Below are 17,953 nucleotides of genomic sequence, written 5' to 3' on the forward strand. Positions count from 1 at the left end.
TTCGGCGTGTCCGTAGTGCGTTTAAAGGTGCGGGGCGTCTAGCACCGCCCCCGGACGGGTCAAACCCTGCCGCCGTCAGCCGGTCGCCCCTTCGCCGCGCTCCCGCAGGGCGATCTCGTACATCGTCTGGAGGTGACGGACGTCGTCCGCCGCGCGGTGCGTGCGCGGCGCGACGGCGGCCGCACGCCGAACGAGGTCGCGCGGCGCCTGCTGCCAGAGCGGCCCGAGGAGCTCGCCGAGATCGCGCAGGCGGTAGTTCGGACGGATCCCCGCCGCGTCGTACAGGCGGAAGAGCCAAAAGCTGTCGTAGTCGGGCGCGTCCGAGTAGACGTCGGACTGACCGAGCGCCGCGTTGAGACCCAACGCGACCTCGCGAGCCGCCCGCCCCTCGGTCAGAAGTAGGCTGGGATCGATGCGGTGAAGCGACTCCGCAGGCTTCTCCCAGGCCTGCATCGACCAAGCCTCGGCCGGGCGGATCAGAACCGAACGCGGCTCGTGACCATGAAAGGCCCAGCCAACCTCGATCGGCCAGGAGTAGGGCCCAAGGCCGGTCGCCTCCACGTCGATGAAGGCGACGCCAGGGCCCTCCCCCTTTGCCGGCACCATAGAAGGCGCGGGGGGGTCGAGGGGGGATTCGGCTCCGTCCATGTCGCGGGTCTAAGCGGGATGCTCCATCCGGCCAAGTGGCAGATCAGCCTATCGCGCCGCTTTGGCGCTCCCGCATGGCGTAGACGCCCGTCGCTTCGTCGGCTTCGAGGTCGAGAACCTCGGTCTCGCGCCGCTTCGCCTGACGTTCGCGCATGGCGGCCAAGCGGCGTTCCCCTTCGACGATGCGGCGGCGCACCGCCTTCATCGCGGTGACGGTCCCGACGGCGACGGCGGCGGTGGCGAGGAGCGTAGCGGCGGCGGACATGGCCGGCCCACCGTACCCGAAGCCGTGACCTTTGAACAGCGGACCGCGTTCCATCTCAGAGGCCGAAACGCGCCCAGTCCGCTCTTCGTTCCGCTGCGTCGAGCAGTGCCGTCAGCGGATCGCTCGAAGACCTGCCGGACAGAAGGCGTGAGACGATTCCCTTCCCTTCGGTCGAGTAGCGCTTCATGCGCACATCGTCGCCGTAGCGGGCCTTGAGCATGGTGGGCAGGTCCCCGACCTCGTCGATCAGGCCCAACGCCAGCGCGTCCCCCGCCAGCCAGAACCGGCCGTCGAAGACGTCCTCTTCATCCGTCAGCCTGCCAGCGCGGCGGTCGCGCACGAGCGCGGCGAAGAGCTTGTGCGACTTGGTGAGCAAGTCCTTGAGCCGGGCGACGTCGTCGGCCTGTTCGGGCCGGAAGGGATCGAGCTGGGACTTGTTCTCGCCCGCCGTGTGAACGCGCCGTTCGATGCCGAGGCGCGCGATCGCGTCGTGAAAGCCGAAGCCCGCCGCGATGACGCCGATCGAACCGACGATGGCGAAGGGATCGGCCAGGATGTCCTCGCCCGCGAGCGCGATCATGTAGCCGCCCGACGCTCCGACGTCCTCGATGTAGGTCAGAACGGGGACATCGTGCTTCACGGACAGCGCCCGCGCGCGATCATGAATCATGCGCGACTGCGCCGGCGCCCCGCCCGGGCTGTTGATCGTCAGGACGACGGCCTTCGGCTTCGCCGCGAACGCCTTGCGGAGCGGCTTCTCGACTTGCCCGATGCTGAGGCCCCGGCCCGGCCGCGCGTCCGATGCGATGACGCCGGCGAGGTGGACGAGCGCAACGAGCGGCTTCGGCTGCGGCAGGAAGGGAAGACGGCGCCGCAGCGCGGAGAGAAGAGGCATGGACGCCCGTACCGCCCGCCCGTGCGAGGTTCAATACAGGCGCGCTCTGTGCCATGAGCCCTTTGACGCACCGCAAAGGGCAGGCCACATCGCTATATGAAAAGCACGATGCGACGGAGCGGAGGCGAGATGACGCTTGCGGTGGCGGCAGGACGGCGGAGTGAGCCGGTGGATCAATCCTTCGGTGCGCTCGCCCGGACTCTCAAGGCGCAGCAGGCCGAAGCGCTCGACGCGGTCGGCGACGTGATCGTCGACCATCTGTCGTCGAGCGTTCCGCTGATTCCCGAGGTCGCGCGCCATTTGATCGGCGCCGGCGGCAAGCGCCTGCGCCCGCTGATGACGCTCAGCGCCGCCTCCCTTTGCGGTTACGAGGGCGAGGGCCACCTTCAGCTCGCCGCGGCCGTCGAGCTCATCCACGCCGCGACGCTGCTGCATGACGATGTGGTGGACGATTCGGCCCTGCGCCGGGGTCTTCGGACCGCCAACGTCGTGTTCGGCAACAAGGAGTCGGTCCTCGTCGGCGACTTCCTGTTCGCGCGCGCCTTCGAGCTGATGGTCAAGACGGGCTCGCTGCGCGTGCTCGACATTCTCAGCCGGGCGAGCTGCACCATCTCCGAAGGCGAGGTTCTTCAGCTGGAGACGCAGGCGAACCCGGCGACCAGCGAAGAGATGTATGTCGAGGTCGTGCGCGCGAAGACCGCCGCGCTCTTCTCCGCCGCGACGCAGTCGGGCGCCGTGATCGCCGCTGCGGATCCGGCGCAGGAGCGCGCGCTCGCCGAGTACGGGATGAACTTCGGCATCGCCTATCAGATCGTCGACGATGCCCTCGACTACGAAGGCACCGAAGACGAGATCGGCAAGTCGGTCGGCGACGACTTCCGCGAGGGCAAGATGACCTTGCCGCTCATCCTCGCGCTCGCGCAGGCGCGAAACGCCGAGGAGAAACGGTTCTGGCATCGCGTGATCGCCGGTGGCGAGCGGACGCCCGACGACTTCGCCCAGGCGCGGCGGTTGATCGCGCGGGACGACTTGGTCGGACAGTCACTCGCTGAGGCGCAACGCTACGCCGAGGCGGCTGCGGATGCCTTGTCGGTTCTGCCGCCCTCTCCGCTCCGCGATACGCTCGAAGGGTTGGCGCTCTCCTCCTTCGTCCGGTCGGCATAGGCCGCAGATCTGAAAAGGCGCCGCACCGCGACCGTCCAGAGGACGAGAGACAGCAGCGCGAGCGGGATCGGCAGCCAAGCGTCCAAGCCTCGAAGGGCGAGGCCGAGCGCCAGGACGATCGCCGCGAGCGCGGTGTAGGTGAGGCTGACGACGTCGTGGGAGTGTCCGGCTCGGCGGAGACGCTGGTAGGCATGCTCGCTGTGAGCGGTCATCAGTGCAGCGCCCGCCCGGAAACGCTGCGCCATCGTCACCGCCGCGTCCGCGACGAAGGGCAACGCCGCGGCGGCGATCAGGAACAGCGGTAGGGGGTCTCGAGGCCCTGCGGATTGAAGCGCGCCGGCAGCGATCAGCGTTCCAAGACCGAGGCTGCCCGCGTCGCCGAGGAACGGTGCGCCCTGGCCGATATTCCGCCACGCGAAGCCGAGCAAAGCGGACGCTCCGGCAAGAAAGAGAAGCCCTTGTTCGTCGCTCACCAGACCCAGGCCGACGAGGAGAACGATTCCCGTTCCCGCTGCCATGCCGTTGAGCCCGTCGAGGAAGTTGAAGACGTTGGCGAAGCCGAAGATCCATAGAACGGCGATCGGCAGGCCGAGGAAGGCGGGAAGCGGTAGCCAGGCGATGCCGAGCGGCAAGCCGGGCACGCCGCCTACGGCCAGGGCGGCGCCGATCGACACGGACAGGAGAACGACGAGCTTGGGTACCGGCGGCAGCGCATGGGCATCGTCTAGCAAGCCGAGAAGAGCCGCGGCGCCCGAGAAGCCTAGGAGGACGAGGGTCGCCCGCTGTCCCGGAAGGAGGAAGACCACCGCCGCGCCGGAAAGCGACAGCACCGCCATCACCACCGCGCCCCCGGCCCTGGAGGTCGGCGCGACGTGGTTCGAACGTTCGCTGACCGGGTCGCTGAGCACGTGCCAGCGCGCCACCAGACCGCAAAACGCGTAGGCCAGCGCCCCAGGCAGGACCGCCAGCGCGGCGATGAGGATGGAGAAGCGGTCCATCGGCCCCCCTAGAATCGCTTCTTTATGGTCAAGCGCCTCCAGCGATACCGCGCAAGAGCGGCGCTGCCTCGGCCCACCGGCCTCGCGCCCGCTCCGCCCGCGCGCAACGGGCCGCGTCGAGCGGCGATGCGAAGAGCGCGAAGACGCTCGCGCCGCTGCCCGACATGCGGGCGAAGAGCGATCCTGGCGCTCTGCTCAGGTCCCGCTCGACCCGGCCGATGATCGGGGCGATCGTGCGGGCAGGCAGGCGCAGGTCGTTCCGTCCCCTCGCCGCCGCGGCGACGAGAGCGGCCGCACCCATGCCCGGCAGGCGCTGACGCAAGCCAGCGGCCGGCATGGCCGCGTCGAACCGCTTGAATACCGCTCCGGTGGGAACCGGCACCAAGGGGTTCGAGACGACGGTGAAAAGGGGCGGGGCGGACCCCAGCGGACTGACGCGATCGCCATCGCCCTCTGCGAGGAGGATGCCCCCGCCCCGCAGCGCCGCGGCGGTGCAGACGGGACCGTCCGCCCCGAGTTCGCGCGACAGGGCGATCAGCTCGCTTCTCGGCAGGGGTGCCTCCGATGCCTCGTTGAGGAGGCATAGAGCCGCGGCGGCGTCGGCCGTGCCGCCGCCGAGGCCGGAGGCAGCAGGCACGCGCTTGGCGAGGCGAAAGCGGCACGGCGGCACCGAAACTTCCCCCGCGAGGAGACGCGCGGCGCGCAGGACCAAGTTCTCTTCTGAGGGAACGTCTTTCAGGTCGTCCGCAAACGGCCCGGTGACCTCCAGGGCGAAGTCGTCCGACGCCGGCCCCAACGCGACCTCGTCGCCGATGGCCGGAAAGACGCAAAGGGAGCTCACGGGGTGATAACCGTCGCTTCGAACGGCCCCTACGTGAAGCGTCAGGTTGAGCTTGATCGGAGCGAGCCGCCGACCCTCAAACGTCACGGTCGAGGTGGGCGAGCGCCCCCGGGGCCGGCGCGTCGCCGGTCAGCTTGCCCCGCACGGTGTTGCGCAGCTCAGGCGTCAACTCCTCGATCTCCAGCACGCGGCGCCATTCGAACGACGCTTCCTTGTGCCGGCCGAGTTGCCAATAGGCGTCGCCGAGGTGATCGGTGATGACGTCGTCACCGGGTTCGAGCTCCACCGCCCGCTCCAGGTACTCGACGGCCTGCTCGTAGTTGCCGAGCTGGTAGTGCGCCCAGCCGAGGCTATCCGTGATCGCACCGGAGTTCGGCTCGAGCTCGAGCGCGCGCTCGATCATGCTGAGAGCCTCTTCGAGGCGTTCGCCGCGCTCGACGTAGGAGTAGCCCAGGTAGTTGAGGACGAGCGGCTCGTCGGGCGCGAGGGTCAGCGCCGCTTGAAGGTCTTCCTCGCCCTTCGGCCAGTCACCGGCGTCGACGTAGCCGACGCCGCGCGCGAAGCGGTAGCGCCACAGGTTCTGCGCGCGGGTATCGTCCGAACTCAACGTTTCGACGATACGGATCGCCTCAGTGGCGGCGCGCGCGGACTGATCCCAGCGGTCGTCCGACGCGTAGAGATCGGCGAGCCGCAGGTAGACGTCCGGGGCCAGCGCGTCCTGCTTCGCGTAGTCCGTCAGGAGGCTGATCGCTTCGTCCTCGCGCCCCAGATCCAGGAGCGCGTCGGCGCGGTCGATGACGGCGTAGTTGTAGAGCCAGGAGGTCTCCTCGACCTGGTCGAGCGCCGCGGCGGACAGTGCCGGCTGATCGTAGGCCGCCGTGATGGCGCCGACGATGTAGTGCGCGGCGTTGCGTTCGTCGTCGAGGAGCAAGGAGAGCTGAGCGAAGGAAAGCGGCACGTTGAGGTAGAGCGCCATGTCGCCGAAGCCCGCACGGGCTGCCGCCTCCTGCTCCGCGATCGCCTGCTCGTAAGCGCCCCAGGCGAAGTTGAGGAAGACGATCGCCGCGCCCTCGTTCGGCTCGGTCGCGAGCCGCTTCGGCGCCTGCTTGGCGAGCCGGATGAAGTCGCTCGACTCGCCCTTGATCGGCTCGCCGAGACGGGCGAGCCCCATGCGGCCGACGCGGCGCAGGTAGCCGCGGTCCTCGGACATGCGGTGGTAGAGACGCGCGGCTTCGTCCGTCTTGCCCTCACGCTCCAGAAGGCCGGCGAAACCGATCAGCGCGGTGTCGGCGGCCGGGGTCTGGATCGCCGCGGCGAAGGCGGTCTCCGCGTTCTCGGGATCGCCCGACATGTCGAACATCAGCGCCAGGTGCAGCGGCACGAAGCCGATGAAGGTGTCCTCGGGACGCGACTGAAGGTGGGTGGTCGCAGCCTCGAGCCCGTTGCGGGCGTAGAGTGTCCACCCTTCGAGGAGGAAGCCGAGGGCCCGACCGACGCCGGTCGCGAAGGGTTCCTCGAGGAGGCGCATCGCCTCGTCTTCGTCACCGTCCTCGAGCGCGCCCGCCGCGAGGGTCAGGCGCGGCAGATCGGCCTCGGTGAAGTCGTAGGCGCCGAGCTCTTCTGGCACGCCCTGCCTCAACACCTCGTCGGCGTAGCGCAGCGCGTCGTCCTTTCGTCCCGTCGCCAGGGCGTACTGGAAGGCCTGACTCGTCAGGCGCTCCTGACCGCTCGCCTCGGCCGCGTCGGAAAACGCCGTCGCCGCGTCGCCGAGGGCGCGTTGCCGCGCCGCGAAGCGCCCCTTCAGGTAGTCACCGACGACGGTCTCGCTGTCCGCCGTCGCCGCGGGTGCGCCAGCGGACAGGGTCGCGCAGGCGGTCAGGGCGAAGAGACCGGCGCCGATAAGGCCGGATCGAAGGACGAAGTCGGACACGAAGCCTCGGGAGTGGCGTGGCCCGCAGTGAACCACCGGGGCGGAGAGCGTGCAAGCAACGCTTCGGATAGCGTTACCGCCCTGTCCGAACGGCGATCATCCGGTCCAGACCTGCGAGGTCGGGGAGGACCGAAACGTCGCAGGGGGCGCCGAACCCGCGCCGCATCAACGCCGCCACCGCTTCGCCCTGCCCCGCGCCGATCTCGAAGAAGGCTGCGCCGCCGGGGCTCAGCCAGCCGGGCGCCTTCGATGCGAGCACACGGTAGGCGTCCAAGCCATCCGTCCCGGCGAAGAGCGCGCCGGCGGGCTCGAAGTGCCGCACGTCAGCCGGCAGGTCGGCCGCCTCTGCGATGTAAGGCGGATTGCAGACGAGGACGTCGAAGCCGGTTTCGGAGAAGGTCTCGAACCGATCCTGGCTGAGCGCCGCGCGGGCGGTCACGCCGACCCCCGCCGCGTTGACCGCCGCAACCGCGAGCGCCGCCTCGCTGACGTCGAAGCCCCTTCCCGTGGCATCCGGCCGCTCCGCGAGGACGCTGAGGAGGAGGCAGCCCGAGCCCGTTCCCGCGTCGAGCACGCGCCCCCCGGGGGGCAGTGCCTCGAGCGCGGCCTCGACGAGCATCTCGGTCTCCGGTCTCGGCGTCAGGACGTCGCTCGTGACGCGGAACGTTCGCCCGTAGAACTCGCGCCGCCCCAGGATCTGCGACACGGGCTCGCCGGTCGCCCGGCGGGCAAGGAGCGCCTCGAACCGCCTGTCCGCGCCGTCGTCCAAGACGTCGCGCTCGCAGGCGATCATCGCCGCACGGTCGAGGCCCGTCACCTCTTCTAGAAGCAAGCGGGCGTCGAGGCGTCCGCTGGGCCCGCCGAGCCGCCTCGCCCCCTCGCGAAGCGCGTCTGCGAGGGTCCGGGTCAGACCTCCTCCATCGCCGCCAGACGTTCGGTCTGGTCCGCGACGAGGAGCGCGTCGATGACCTCGTCCAGCGCCTCACCCGCGAGGACCTTGTCGAGCTTGTGGACCGTGAGGCCGATGCGGTGGTCGGTCACCCGGCCCTGGGGGAAGTTGTAGGTCCGGATGCGCTCGGACCTATCGCCCGAGCCCACCTGGCTCTGCCGTTCGGCGGAACGCTCGGCATCGAGCCTCGCGCGCTCCGCTTCGTAAAGGCGGGCGCGGAGGACCTTCATCGCCTTGGCGCGGTTCTTGTGCTGGGACTTCTCGTCCTGCTGGCTGACGACGACACCGGTCGGGATGTGCGTGATGCGCACGGCGCTATCGGTCGTGTTGACCGACTGCCCGCCCGGCCCCGACGCCCGGAAGACGTCGATGCGCAGGTCGGCCTCGTTGATCTCGACGTCGACGTCCTCGGGTTCGGGCAGCACGGCGACGGTCGCGGCGGAGGTGTGGATGCGCCCTTGCGTCTCCGTCTCCGGCACGCGCTGCACGCGGTGGACGCCGCTTTCGAACTTGAGCCGTCCGAAGACGCCGTCGCCGGAGACGTTCGCCTGGATCTCCTTGTAACCGCCGACATCGCTCTCGGATGCGGACAGCACCTCGACCCGCCAGCCGCGCGAGGCGGCGTAGCGCTGGTACATCGAGAAGAGGTCGCCGGCGAAGAGCGAGGCTTCGTCTCCACCGGTGCCCGCACGAACTTCGAGGATGACCGGCGCCGAGTCGGCCTTGTCCTTGGGCAGCAGCATGAGTTCGAGGGCCTTCTCGAGGCCGGGCATCCGCTCGCGCAACGCTTCGGCCTCCTCCTTGGCCATCGCCGCCATGTCCGGATCGCCGCCGTGGGCGAGCTCCTCCGCCTCTTCGAGCTCCCGGCGCGCGGCGGTCAGCTCGCGCGCGCTCTCGGCCACGGGGCGCAGCTCGGCGTGTTCCTTGGAGAGGCGCACGATGTCCTCGGCGCCGCCCGCGGTCTGCATCTGCGCCTCGACCGACTCGAAGCGTTCGATGACTGCGTCGAGCTTTTCCTGAGGGATCAACTGCGGAGACTCCTGTCGCTGACCTTGCAAGGTGAAGCGGCTGTCTCTCTCCTGCGGGCACGCTTGTCGAGACCACGCTTATGCTGACCATGCTGCTCGTCGTCGTCATCGTGTCGGCCGCGCTCCTCCTCGGCGCGGCGTGGGGCCTGTTCGGGAAGCTCCCGAAAGGCTTGGAGGGGTTCCTCATCGCCCTGGCCGGCGGCGCGCTGATCGTCTCGGCGATGGAGGAACTGATCCGGCCCTCGATCGAGACGTCCGGCTTGTTGCCCGCGCTCGGACTGGTGTCGGCGGGGGCCGTGGTCTTCACGATCGCGGACACGCTGGTCGACGAAGTCTGGGGGTCGGACAGCGGCGGCGGCCTCCTCGCGGCGATCACGCTCGACGGCGTGCCCGAGAACCTGGCCCTGGGCGTCGCCCTGATCGGCGCGGGTCCGATGGCCGTCGCGGCCCTCGCGGGTTCGATCTTCCTGTCGAACCTTCCCGAGGCGGCCGGCGGCGCGAAGTCGATGACGGATAACGGGCGCTCGAAAGGGCAGGCCTTCGCGCTCTGGGCCGGAACGGCCGCCTTGCTGGCGGGGGCGGCGGTGGCGGGCAACCTGCTCCTCGCGGGCGCCAGCGACGCCGCGCTCGGTCTCATCCGGTGCTTCGCCGCGGGAGCGGTCGTCGCCTCCCTCGCGACCGAGGTGTTCCCCAAAGCCTATCGTGAGGACTCGTACCTCGCCGGGATCGCCACGGCCTTCGGCCTCGTGGTCGCGGCGGCGCTCTCGCACCTCGGCGGGGGCGGCGGGTGACGTCCGCGGCCTCATCGGTGCCGACCCGGGACGGAGCGGCGCCCCTGCCCGAAGAGAGCCGGGTCGACCTCGCCCTGCGCTGGGCCGCGGCACGGACGGAGCCGATGGCCGAGCGTTGGCTCACCGCCCGAGGCCTATCGTCACGAACGAGCACGCATCTCGTTCACGGACTGACGGAGTTCGTTGCCTTCGGCGTCAAGGCGGCCTGGGCATGCTTGTTCGCGGCGCTCCTGCTTCTCGGCATCGTCGTCACGTCGCTTTGGTGGCCGGACGCGCTGCCGCTCGCGCGCTACGACTTCCTCGTCTTCTACGCGGTGGCGATCCAGCTGGCCTTCCTCGCAACGCGGCTCGAGCGGCCCCGGGAGGCGATCGTCATCCTCGTCTTCCATCTTACGGGCACGGCGATGGAGGTTTTCAAGACCGCACAGGGGTCGTGGACCTACCCCGGCGAGGGCGTTCTGTTCATCGGCGGCGTGCCCCTCTTCTCGGGCTTCATGTACGCCGCCGTCGGCTCCTACCTCGCCCGCGCCTGGCGGACCTTCGAGTTCCGGTTCGACCGCCACCCGCCGCTCTGGGCCGTCATGACGCTGGCAGCGGCGGTCTACGGGAACTTCTTCTGGCACCACCACGGACCCGACCTGCGCTGGCTCCTCTTCGCGGCCTCCATCCTCCTGTTCGGGCCGACCATGCTGCGGTTCAGGGTGCTGCGGTTCGAGGTGCCGATGCCGCTGCTCCTCGGCTTCGTCCTCACTTCGGGCTTCATCTACCTCGCCGAGAACATCGGCACGTTGAGCGCGACTTGGACCTATCCAGACCAGATCGGCCTGTGGCGGCCCGTCTCCCTTACGAAGTGGGGTTCCTGGTACCTCCTCATGCTCTTGTCCTACGGCCTCGTCGCGATGCTGCACGGCGGCGGCCGCACGAAGCAGGGGGCGCCCGCGAGCTGAGACGCAGGGCTGCCGCCGTTCGCGGGTGCACGGCAACGCTTGCCCCGCCCCGCGGTGCCCCTTAAGTCTCGGGAACGAAACCGAAGAGCTTTCGGGGCGGGGTGGAAGTCCCCACCGGCGGTGATCGGGGCGAAGGCCCCGTCAGCCCGCGAGCCGAAGGGCCTTACGGCCCGGACGCAGGAACCGGTGCGAATCCGGTGCCGACGGTCAAAGTCCGGATGGTAGAAGGCTTACGGTGTGACAGGACGGGCGCGTTGCGCCTGCCCTCGCGTGCGTTCGGCGCATCCATGCGTCCGCTCGCCGCCGCCGTTCGTCTCGTTCCGAAGGCTCGCGAGCTTGGAGTCCGTGTTGGACGAGACAGAACTGATGTGCCGCGCGATCGCGCTGGCCGAACGGGCGGCGGGGCGGACCAGCCCCAACCCGCTGGTCGGCTGCGTGCTGGCGAAGGGCGGCCGCATCGTCGGCGAGGGCTGGCACGAAGGGCCCGGCCTGCCTCATGCGGAGGTCATGGCGCTGCGTGCCGCCGGCGAAGCCGCGCGCGGGGCGACCGCCTACGTCACGCTCGAGCCCTGCGACCACACCGGCCGGACGGGTCCTTGCTCCCTCGCGTTGATCGAGGCGGGGGTCGCCGAGGTCGTCTACGCCGTCGCCGATCCGAACCCGCTCGCCGCGGGCGGCGCGATGCGGCTTCGCGCGGCGGGCATCCCTGCCCGGCAGGGGCCGTGCGAGGCGCAGGCACGCGCGCTCGTCCGCCCCTGGCTGCACTCCCTCTCTTCTCCCCTCCCCTACGTGACGGCGAAGTTCGCCGGCACGCTGGATGGACGGATCGCGACGCGGACCGGCGAGTCGAAGTGGATCACCGGTCCGGCAGCCCGTGCCCGCGCTCATACGCTCAGGCAGCGCTCCGACGCTGTGATCGTCGGCGTCGGCACGGTCCTCGCGGACGATCCGGGTCTCGATCCACGGCCGGAGGGAGTCGATCCCGCCCCGTGTCTGAAGGTCGTGCTGGATACACCGCTGCGAACCCCGCCTACGGCGCGCCTGCTGAAGACGCCGGGAGCCGCGCTGATCGCCTGCGGTCCGGAACCGGACCCCTCCCGCCGCGCGGCGCTCGAAGCGGCGGGCGCGGAGATCCTTCCCCTACCCCTCGAAGCCGGGCGGCCTTCCCTTCCGGCGCTGCTCAAAGCGTTGCGCGCGCGCGACTGCTTGTCCGTCATGGTCGAAGGCGGTGCCGGCGTTCTCGGCACCTTCTTCGACCGAGGCCTCGTGGACGAGGTCTGGGCCTTCATCGCGCCCGTCATCCTGACCGGCGGCCGGCCGGCGATCGACGGGCACGGACCGAGTTCGATGGACGACGTCCTGCGCCTGGATGCCGTCGAGACCGAAGCGCTCGGCCCCGACGTCCTCATCCGCGGTCTCGTCCCCAAGGCACAGGAGGTCGCATGTTCACAGGCCTCGTAGAGGAGATGGGCACGGTCCGCGGCGTGACGCGCGGCGAGGACAGCTTCACGTTGGAAATCGGCGCGGGCGTGGTCCTCGACGATGTGAAGCTCGGAGACTCGATCGCGGTCAACGGGGTCTGCCTTTCCGTCACCGAGTTCGGCGCGGACTGGTTCCGCGTCGGTCTGGCGCCTGAGACCCTCCGCCGGACGGACCTCGGCGACCTGACCGAAGGCATGCGCGTGAACCTCGAACGGTCCGTGCTGCCGACGACCCGGATGGGCGGACACTACGTCCAGGGACATGTCGACGGCACGGGGCGCATCGCCTCGTTCGAGCGCGAGGCGGATGCGCTCTGGGTGCGGATCGAGACCGATCCCGCGTTGATGAAGTACGTCGTCGAGAAGGGGTACGTCGCCGTGGACGGCACCTCCCTCACCGTGGTCGAGACCGGCGCCGACTGGTTCACCCTGACACTCGTCGCGCACACCCAACCGCTCATCGTCCTGCCGACGAAGGCGCCGGGCGACCGCGTGAACATCGAGGCCGACATCATGGCCAAGTACGCAGAGAAGATCCTGGAGGCTCGCCGATGAGCTTTTCGACCGTACCCGAAGCCCTCGAAGCGATGCGTCAGGGACGCTTCGTCATCGTCGCCGACGACGAGGGCCGCGAGAACGAGGGCGACGTCGTGATCGCGGCCGAGTTCGCGGACGCAGCCGCCATCAACTTCTGCGCCCGCTTCGCGCGGGGGCTCGTTTGCTGCGCGCTCGCGCCGTCCATCCTCGACCGCTTCGGCTTGCCTTTGATGGTGCCGCAAGCGCTCAACGGTTCAGGCTTCGGCACCGCGTTCACTCTGTCGGTAGAGGCGCGAAAGGGCGTCACGACCGGGATCAGTGCGGCCGACCGCGCGCGGACCGTCGCTGTGCTGATCGACGAGGACGCAGGTCCCGAGGACATCGTCGCGCCGGGGCACATGTTCCCCCTCCGCGCACGTGAGGAAGGCGTGCTGGAGCGCGGCGGCCAGACCGAGGCCTCGGTCGACCTCTGCCGCCTCGCAGGCCTCCGGCCCGGGGCGGTCATCTGCGAGGTGATGAACGAGGACGGCACGATGGCGCGAAGGGACGACCTCTTCGCCTTCGCCGCCGAGCATGGCGGGCTACCCGTCATCACCGTCGAGCAGATCCGCCGGTACAGACTAGCCAACGAGGGCGCCGCGATCGCGGCGGAGTGAGATGGCGACGCAAGTCAGCACGGCCGAGTACCTGACCGACCAGCTTTCGGGCGCGGGCGACGTCGCCGTGCGGAAGATGTTCGGCGAGTACGGCGTCTACTGCGACGGCAAGATGTTCGCGCTGATCTGCGACGACCGTCTGTACCTCAAACCGACCGAAGCCGGACGCGCCTTCGCGCCGGACCTGACCGAAGAACCACCTTATCCCAATGCCAAGCCCCACCTCCTCGTACCCGAGGAGCGTTGGGACGACGCCGACTGGATGGCGGAGGCCGCGAGGCGAACCCTCGGCGACCTTCCCCTGCCCAAGCCGCGCAAGAAGAAAGCGAAGACATGAAACGGATCGAAGCGTCCGCGGACGGACGGGGCCTCAGGGTCTGCGTCGTCGACACGGGTTGGAACGAGTTCATCGTGGAACGCCTGACGAAAGGCGCGCTCGGCACGCTGCGCAAGCTCGGCGTGGCCGAAGACGACGTGACGCACGTCACCGTCGCCGGAGCCTTCGAGCTGCCCATCGCGGCGAAGACGGCGGCGGAGACGGGCCGGTTCGACGCCGTCGTCGCGCTCGGCTGCGTCATCCGGGGCTCGACGCCGCACTTCGACTACGTCGCGGGCGAGGCGGCCAAGGGCATCGCCAAGGTCGGGCTCGACACGGGCGTGCCCGTCATCTTCGGCGTCCTGACGACCGACACGGTCGAGCAAGCGATGGACCGGGCGGGCATCAAGCTCGGCAACAAGGGCGCGGAGGCCGCCGCCGTGGCCGTCGAGACGGCCCGCACCCTAGCCGCGATCAAGGAGGGCTGAGGCATGGACCGCCCGACGAGAGAACAGGCCGAAGCGGCCGTGCGCACCCTCCTCGCCTATGTCGGCGACGATCCCGACCGGGAGGGGCTGATCGACACGCCGAAGCGCTTCGTGAAGGCCTATGACGATTGGTTCGCGGGCTACGGCCAGGACCCCGACGAGGTGCTGTCCACGACCTTCGAGGAGGTCGAGGGTTACGACGACCTCGTGCTCCTGAAAGACATCCGGATCGAGAGCCACTGCGAGCACCACGTCGCGCCGATCCTCGGCGTGGCGCATGTCGCCTACCTGCCCGATCATCGCGTCGTCGGCCTGTCCAAGCTGGCCCGCCTGGTCGACGTCTACGCCAAGCGCCTTCAGAGCCAGGAGATCCTCAACGAGCAGATCGCACGGACGCTGGACCGCGTGTTGAAGCCGCGCGGCGTCGCCGTCGTCATCGATGCACAGCACCAGTGCATATCGACGCGCGGCACGCATAAGGACCAGGTCTCTTGCGTGACTCGAACGTTCCTCGGAGAGTTCAAGACGAACGCTCGGTTGGAGGAGCGATTCTTCAGGCTTATCTCTTGAACTATGCCCGAACGTATCGAAGTGTATCTCTTCGATAACGGAAACATCACTTCGTTCGCCTGGACGTCGCCGTAATTCTACGTCACCCTATCCTCATAAAGGGAGGACGGTGATGAGAACGTTGTTTCTAGGACTTGCGACCGCCCTGCCGCTGCTCTTCGCGCCGGTCTCGGCGCAGGTCGTCGGCAAGCCGGCGCAAAGCGCGCCGAGGGACCTGCAGGAGAGCGGCAAGGTCGCGCCCCCGGCGATCCAGCAGCGCTGGGACGATGACCGCAGTGGTCGCGACGACGATCGGGACGGATACGACCGTCGCGGGCGCGACGACCGCTACGGGCGGAACGATCACGACGATTGGGACCGCGGCGGCTACGGCCGCGGGTGGAACGACGGCCGGGACGAGTGGGCGACGATACGCTGCTCGTCGAAGGACCACCGCTACGAGCTCTGCCGCGTCGGTGCCTACGTCCGCGACGTTCGCCTGGTCGACGTCCGCTCCGACAGCGGGTGCCGCAGGGGACGCGACTGGGGTACGCGGGCGGACGGCGTCTGGGTCGACATTGGCTGCCGGGCGGAGTTCGCGGTCAACCTCGGCTCCCAGCGCGGGCGGGGGCATGGGCGCGACTATGACGACCATCGCCCCTACGCGGCCACCGGCGGCTACGGCTACGGCAACCAGCGCGCCGCCGTGAGCCAGTGCCTGGCGCAGCTGCAACACCGCTACGCCCCGCGCGACGTGCGGCTGCAGAACGTCCTGTCCTTCGATGCAGGCCGGAACGGCTTCTTCGACCTCGTGCTGACCGCCAGCGTCCAGGACCGGTGGGACAATCGCCGCTACGGCTACGGCACGGGCGGGCGGGCCTCGATCGACCGCTATGCCTGCCGCGGGGGCCGGGGCAGCGTGCAGATCGCGCGCCGCTAGCGGACCAGGCGCCGCATCTCTTGCGGGATGCGGCGCGGCTTCCCGCCTAAGGTCATGCAGGCGACGGTGACCCGCCCCGTCGCCAGGACCTCGCCGTCGCGAAGCACCGCCTGGTCGAAGATCATCCGCGCGCCGCGCATCTCGGCCAAAGTCGTCTCGATCGTCAGCAGGTCGTCGACCCGCGCCGGGCGCAGGTACCGGACCTCGATGTCGCGCACGGTGAAGGCCAGCGGCTCCGCCGCCTCGAGCATCGCCGCGTGGCTGCCCCCCGCCGCCCGCATCGCCTCGGTCCGCCCCCGCTCGAAGTAGCGAAGGTAGTTCGCGTGGTAGACGACGCCGGAGAAGTCGGTGTCTTCGTAGTAGACGCGGGCGTCCATGCGGTGGGTCACTTGAAGAGGTCCCCCGCCCGGCTCGGCACGGCGAGCCCGATGTGGCGGTACGCCTTGTCCGTCAGCATGCGCCCCCTCGGCGTGCGCTGTATCAGACCCTGTTGCAGGAGGAACGGCTCGATCACGTCCTCGACCGCGTCGCGCGCCTCGGCGAGGCTGGCCGCGATGGTCTCGACGCCGACGGGGCCGCCGCCGAAGTCCTCGGCGATGCGGGTGAGGTAGCGCCGGTCGAGGGTCTCGAGGCCGAGCTCGTCCACGTCGAGGCGGCGCAGCGCGCGGTCCGCGACCTCCGCCGTGATCGTGCCGTCGCCTTCGACCGCCGCCACGTCGCGCACGCGGCGCAGGAGGCGACCCGCGACGCGGGGGGTCCCGCGCGAGCGCCGGGCGATCTCCCGCGCGCCGTCCTCGCTGATCGGGGCGCCCAACTTCCCGGCCCCGCGCGTGACGATCCGCATGAGGTCTTCTTCGGTGTAGAAGTCTAGCCGGAGCGGGATGCCGAAGCGGTCGAGGAGCGGCTTGGTCAGAAGGCCCGAGCGCGTCGTCGCCCCGATCAGGGTGAAGCGCGGCAGGTCGATCTTCACCGAGCGCGCCGACGGCCCCTCACCGATCAGGATGTCGAGGGCGTAGTCCTCCATCGCGGGGTAGAGGATCTCCTCGACCGCCGGGGTCAGGCGGTGAATCTCGTCGATGAAGAGGACGTCGTGTCGCTCTAGGTTCGTCAGCAGCGCCGCGAGGTCGCCTGCCTTGGAGATGACGGGACCCGAAGTCTGGCGAAAGCCGACGCCGAGCTCGTTCGCGACGATCTGCGCGAGCGTCGTCTTGCCGAGGCCGGGGGGGCCATGGAAGAGGACGTGGTCCATCGCCTCGCCGCGCTGCTTCGCGGCCTGCACGAAGACGGAGAGATTGTCCTTGGCCTTCGCCTGGCCGGTGAAGTCCGAGAGCGTCCGGGGACGCAGCGCGGCGTCCGGATCCTCCGCCTGCGGCGCGCCGTGGGTCACCCTCGTATCGCTCATCGGCTCAGCCTCTTCAGCGCGGCAGTGATGAGGGCCTCGAGGCCACTATCGGCCGCGTCGCCAGCGTCGATCACGGCTTGCCGCGCACTGCCCTCGTCGAAGCCGAGGCCGAGGAGAGCGGTGACGGCATCGGCCTTGATCCCCGCCGGGGCGGCACGCTCCTCTTCGCCTTCAAGGCGGTCGGCGAGCGCGCCGTGCGGCACGCCCGCGCCGAGGCCCGCCGTCTTGCCCTTGAGCTCGGTGACGACGCGTTGCGCCAGCTTCGGCCCGACGCCTTGCGCCCGCGCCACCGCGCTCTTGTCCTGCACGGCGATCGCATCGAGGAGTGCTGCCGGCGTCAGCACTTGGAGGATGGACAGCGCCGCCTTCGCGCCGACGCCCTGCACGGACTGCAGGAGGCGGAAGCACTTGCGTTCCGTCTCGCTCTCGAAGGCGACGAGGCGAATGTAGGTCTCGGCGACCAGCGTCTCGATCGACAGCGAAGCGGGCTCGCCCGGCGTCAGCCGCATGAGGAGGCGCGGCGTGCCCTGCACTTCGTAGCCGACGCCCCCGGCCTCAACGATGGCCGTGTCCTCGCCGACCGTCAGCACGCGTCCCGACAAGTGGCCGATCACGCTTGAACCCTCGCGCCGGTCTGCGCGTGGCTGGCATGGCAGATCGCGACGGCCAGCGCGTCGGCGGCGTCCGCGCTGTCGGGCGCGGCTTGCGGCAGCAGGTGGCGGATCATCGCTTGCACCTGCCGCTTGTCCGCGCGCCCGGTCCCGACGACGGACTTCTTCACCACGGTCGCCGCGTACTCGCCGATGACGAGGCCGGACGAAGCAAGCACCATCAGGCAGACGCCGCGCGCCTGGCCGAGCTGCAGCGCCGATCGCGCGCCTTCGTTCACGAAGGTCTCTTCGACGCCTGCGGATGACGGCCCGTACCGTCCGATGACGTCCTCAAGCCCGCCTGCAAGCGCCAGGAGACGCTGTGCCATCGCCCCCTTTTGCGGAGGATCGACCGTGCCGGAGGCGACGTAGCGAAGGCGCGAACCCTCCGCGTCGATGACGCCCCACCCCATGTGACGGAGGCCAGGATCGATGCCGAGGATGCGAAGCGTGCCCATGGATGCGCTTATGGCAGAGC

22 protein-coding genes and 1 riboswitch are annotated in these 17,953 nt (G+C 69.7%); of the genes, 10 read left to right on the forward strand and 12 right to left on the reverse strand.

The window, feature by feature from the left end; all coding sequences use genetic code 11:
* Positions 1-75: 75 nt before the first annotated feature.
* From GGQ59_RS12750 to GGQ59_RS12760, 3 genes are read right to left on the reverse strand one after another with little or no spacing between them, the layout of a single operon-like run.
* Positions 76-648, reverse strand: a complete 573-nt coding sequence (locus GGQ59_RS12750; protein WP_183819223.1) for a 3'-5' exonuclease family protein — start codon at positions 646-648, stop codon at positions 76-78.
* Positions 649-691: 43 nt separating this feature from the next.
* Positions 692-913 (reverse strand): hypothetical protein, encoded by a 222-nt coding sequence (locus GGQ59_RS12755; RefSeq protein WP_183819225.1) that lies wholly within the window; start codon positions 911-913, stop codon positions 692-694.
* 55 nt (positions 914-968) lie between these two features.
* Entirely contained in the window at positions 969-1,808 is an 840-nt protein-coding gene (locus tag GGQ59_RS12760; protein WP_183819227.1) for a S49 family peptidase, read from the reverse strand.
* 129 nt (positions 1,809-1,937) lie between these two features.
* Here GGQ59_RS12760 and GGQ59_RS12765 point away from each other — a divergent pair, with 129 nt between their 5' ends.
* Positions 1,938-2,972: a polyprenyl synthetase family protein gene (locus GGQ59_RS12765; protein ID WP_183819528.1), complete on the forward strand. Its 1,035-nt coding sequence runs from the start codon at positions 1,938-1,940 to the stop codon at positions 2,970-2,972.
* Here the strand turns inward: GGQ59_RS12765 and GGQ59_RS12770 are convergent.
* The 5 genes from GGQ59_RS12770 to prfA form a co-directional block, all read right to left on the reverse strand.
* The gene (locus GGQ59_RS12770; protein WP_183819229.1) at positions 2,870-3,970 is read right to left on the reverse strand and encodes a glycosyltransferase family 4 protein; all 1,101 of its coding nucleotides are present in this window, start codon (positions 3,968-3,970) and stop codon (positions 2,870-2,872) included. The genes GGQ59_RS12765 and GGQ59_RS12770 overlap by 103 nt on opposite strands.
* A 28-nt stretch (positions 3,971-3,998) precedes the next feature.
* Positions 3,999-4,898, reverse strand: coding sequence for a 4-(cytidine 5'-diphospho)-2-C-methyl-D-erythritol kinase (locus GGQ59_RS12775; RefSeq protein ID WP_183819231.1), 900 nt, complete (start codon positions 4,896-4,898; stop codon positions 3,999-4,001).
* The gene (locus tag GGQ59_RS15480) at positions 4,888-6,741 is read right to left on the reverse strand and encodes a tetratricopeptide repeat protein (RefSeq protein WP_183819233.1); all 1,854 of its coding nucleotides are present in this window, start codon (positions 6,739-6,741) and stop codon (positions 4,888-4,890) included. Before GGQ59_RS15480 ends, GGQ59_RS12775 begins: the two co-directional genes overlap by 11 nt.
* 73 nt (positions 6,742-6,814) lie before the next feature.
* Positions 6,815-7,651 (reverse strand): peptide chain release factor N(5)-glutamine methyltransferase, encoded by an 837-nt coding sequence (gene prmC, locus GGQ59_RS12785; protein WP_183819529.1) that lies wholly within the window; start codon positions 7,649-7,651, stop codon positions 6,815-6,817.
* The gene (gene prfA / locus GGQ59_RS12790) at positions 7,648-8,718 is read right to left on the reverse strand and encodes a peptide chain release factor 1 (protein WP_183819235.1); all 1,071 of its coding nucleotides are present in this window, start codon (positions 8,716-8,718) and stop codon (positions 7,648-7,650) included. Before prfA ends, prmC begins: the two co-directional genes overlap by 4 nt.
* Positions 8,719-8,798: 80 nt before the next feature.
* Between prfA and GGQ59_RS12795 the strand changes: the two genes are divergently transcribed.
* From GGQ59_RS12795 to GGQ59_RS12835, 9 genes are all read left to right on the forward strand, one after another.
* A complete protein-coding gene (locus GGQ59_RS12795; protein WP_183819237.1) occupies positions 8,799-9,509 on the forward strand; it encodes a ZIP family metal transporter in 711 nt (236 codons plus the stop codon).
* A complete protein-coding gene (locus tag GGQ59_RS12800; protein ID WP_221401038.1) occupies positions 9,506-10,456 on the forward strand; it encodes a DUF817 family protein in 951 nt (316 codons plus the stop codon). Before GGQ59_RS12795 ends, GGQ59_RS12800 begins: the two co-directional genes overlap by 4 nt.
* A gap of 83 nt (positions 10,457-10,539) precedes the next feature.
* Positions 10,540-10,690: riboswitch (FMN riboswitch) on the forward strand.
* Positions 10,691-10,801: 111 nt separating this feature from the next.
* Positions 10,802-11,917, forward strand: a complete 1,116-nt coding sequence (gene ribD / locus GGQ59_RS12805) for a bifunctional diaminohydroxyphosphoribosylaminopyrimidine deaminase/5-amino-6-(5-phosphoribosylamino)uracil reductase RibD (protein ID WP_343074334.1) — start codon at positions 10,802-10,804, stop codon at positions 11,915-11,917.
* Positions 11,899-12,492, forward strand: a complete 594-nt coding sequence (gene ribE, locus GGQ59_RS12810; RefSeq protein WP_183819239.1) for a riboflavin synthase — start codon at positions 11,899-11,901, stop codon at positions 12,490-12,492. Before ribD ends, ribE begins: the two co-directional genes overlap by 19 nt.
* Positions 12,489-13,130, forward strand: a complete 642-nt coding sequence (gene ribB, locus GGQ59_RS12815; protein WP_183819241.1) for a 3,4-dihydroxy-2-butanone-4-phosphate synthase — start codon at positions 12,489-12,491, stop codon at positions 13,128-13,130. The genes ribE and ribB overlap by 4 nt, the downstream gene beginning before the upstream one ends.
* Before the next feature lies 1 nt (position 13,131).
* Entirely contained in the window at positions 13,132-13,467 is a 336-nt protein-coding gene (locus GGQ59_RS12820; protein ID WP_183819243.1) for a TfoX/Sxy family protein, read from the forward strand.
* Positions 13,464-13,934 (forward strand): 6,7-dimethyl-8-ribityllumazine synthase, encoded by a 471-nt coding sequence (gene ribH / locus GGQ59_RS12825; protein WP_183819245.1) that lies wholly within the window; start codon positions 13,464-13,466, stop codon positions 13,932-13,934. Before GGQ59_RS12820 ends, ribH begins: the two co-directional genes overlap by 4 nt.
* A gap of 3 nt (positions 13,935-13,937) precedes the next feature.
* A complete protein-coding gene (gene folE, locus GGQ59_RS12830) occupies positions 13,938-14,504 on the forward strand; it encodes a GTP cyclohydrolase I FolE (protein WP_183819248.1) in 567 nt (188 codons plus the stop codon).
* Positions 14,505-14,616: 112 nt separating this feature from the next.
* Complete coding sequence (locus tag GGQ59_RS12835) at positions 14,617-15,423, forward strand: DUF3011 domain-containing protein (RefSeq protein WP_183819250.1); 807 nt, start codon at positions 14,617-14,619, stop codon at positions 15,421-15,423.
* On the opposite strand, the gene ybgC is transcribed toward GGQ59_RS12835, so the two are convergent.
* From ybgC to ruvC, 4 genes are read right to left on the reverse strand one after another with little or no spacing between them, the layout of a single operon-like run.
* The gene (gene ybgC, locus GGQ59_RS12840; protein ID WP_343074335.1) at positions 15,420-15,812 is read right to left on the reverse strand and encodes a tol-pal system-associated acyl-CoA thioesterase; all 393 of its coding nucleotides are present in this window, start codon (positions 15,810-15,812) and stop codon (positions 15,420-15,422) included. The genes GGQ59_RS12835 and ybgC overlap by 4 nt on opposite strands.
* A complete protein-coding gene (gene ruvB / locus GGQ59_RS12845; RefSeq protein ID WP_183819252.1) occupies positions 15,809-16,825 on the reverse strand; it encodes a Holliday junction branch migration DNA helicase RuvB in 1,017 nt (338 codons plus the stop codon). The genes ybgC and ruvB overlap by 4 nt, the downstream gene beginning before the upstream one ends.
* Positions 16,822-17,439, reverse strand: coding sequence for a Holliday junction branch migration protein RuvA (gene ruvA / locus GGQ59_RS12850; protein ID WP_183819254.1), 618 nt, complete (start codon positions 17,437-17,439; stop codon positions 16,822-16,824). Before ruvA ends, ruvB begins: the two co-directional genes overlap by 4 nt.
* Positions 17,436-17,933: a crossover junction endodeoxyribonuclease RuvC gene (gene ruvC / locus GGQ59_RS12855; RefSeq protein WP_183819256.1), complete on the reverse strand. Its 498-nt coding sequence runs from the start codon at positions 17,931-17,933 to the stop codon at positions 17,436-17,438. The genes ruvA and ruvC overlap by 4 nt, the downstream gene beginning before the upstream one ends.
* Positions 17,934-17,953 lie beyond the last annotated feature (20 nt).

Origin of the sequence: Parvularcula dongshanensis (assembly GCF_014199615.1) — a bacterium.
GTDB lineage: Bacteria > Pseudomonadota > Alphaproteobacteria > Caulobacterales > Parvularculaceae > Parvularcula > Parvularcula dongshanensis.

Excerpts from the sequence above, each read along its gene's own strand:
- GGQ59_RS12750 (WP_183819223.1), bottom strand. The coding sequence starts at position 648 with ATGGACGGAGCCGAATCCCCCCTCGACCCCCCCGCGCCTTCTATGGTG.
- GGQ59_RS12820 (WP_183819243.1), top strand. The coding sequence starts at position 13,132 with ATGGCGACGCAAGTCAGCACGGCCGAGTACCTGACCGACCAGCTTTCG.
- GGQ59_RS12770 (WP_183819229.1), bottom strand. The coding sequence starts at position 3,970 with ATGGACCGCTTCTCCATCCTCATCGCCGCGCTGGCGGTCCTGCCTGGG.
- ruvC (WP_183819256.1), bottom strand. The coding sequence starts at position 17,933 with ATGGGCACGCTTCGCATCCTCGGCATCGATCCTGGCCTCCGTCACATG.
- GGQ59_RS12760 (WP_183819227.1), bottom strand. The coding sequence starts at position 1,808 with ATGCCTCTTCTCTCCGCGCTGCGGCGCCGTCTTCCCTTCCTGCCGCAG.
- GGQ59_RS12795 (WP_183819237.1), top strand. The coding sequence starts at position 8,799 with ATGCTGACCATGCTGCTCGTCGTCGTCATCGTGTCGGCCGCGCTCCTC.
- ribE (WP_183819239.1), top strand. The coding sequence starts at position 11,899 with ATGTTCACAGGCCTCGTAGAGGAGATGGGCACGGTCCGCGGCGTGACG.
- GGQ59_RS12755 (WP_183819225.1), bottom strand. The coding sequence starts at position 913 with ATGTCCGCCGCCGCTACGCTCCTCGCCACCGCCGCCGTCGCCGTCGGG.
- ruvB (WP_183819252.1), bottom strand. The coding sequence starts at position 16,825 with ATGAGCGATACGAGGGTGACCCACGGCGCGCCGCAGGCGGAGGATCCG.
- folE (WP_183819248.1), top strand. The coding sequence starts at position 13,938 with ATGGACCGCCCGACGAGAGAACAGGCCGAAGCGGCCGTGCGCACCCTC.
- GGQ59_RS12765 (WP_183819528.1), top strand. The coding sequence starts at position 1,938 with ATGACGCTTGCGGTGGCGGCAGGACGGCGGAGTGAGCCGGTGGATCAA.
- ribH (WP_183819245.1), top strand. The coding sequence starts at position 13,464 with ATGAAACGGATCGAAGCGTCCGCGGACGGACGGGGCCTCAGGGTCTGC.
- GGQ59_RS12835 (WP_183819250.1), top strand. The coding sequence starts at position 14,617 with ATGAGAACGTTGTTTCTAGGACTTGCGACCGCCCTGCCGCTGCTCTTC.
- ribB (WP_183819241.1), top strand. The coding sequence starts at position 12,489 with ATGAGCTTTTCGACCGTACCCGAAGCCCTCGAAGCGATGCGTCAGGGA.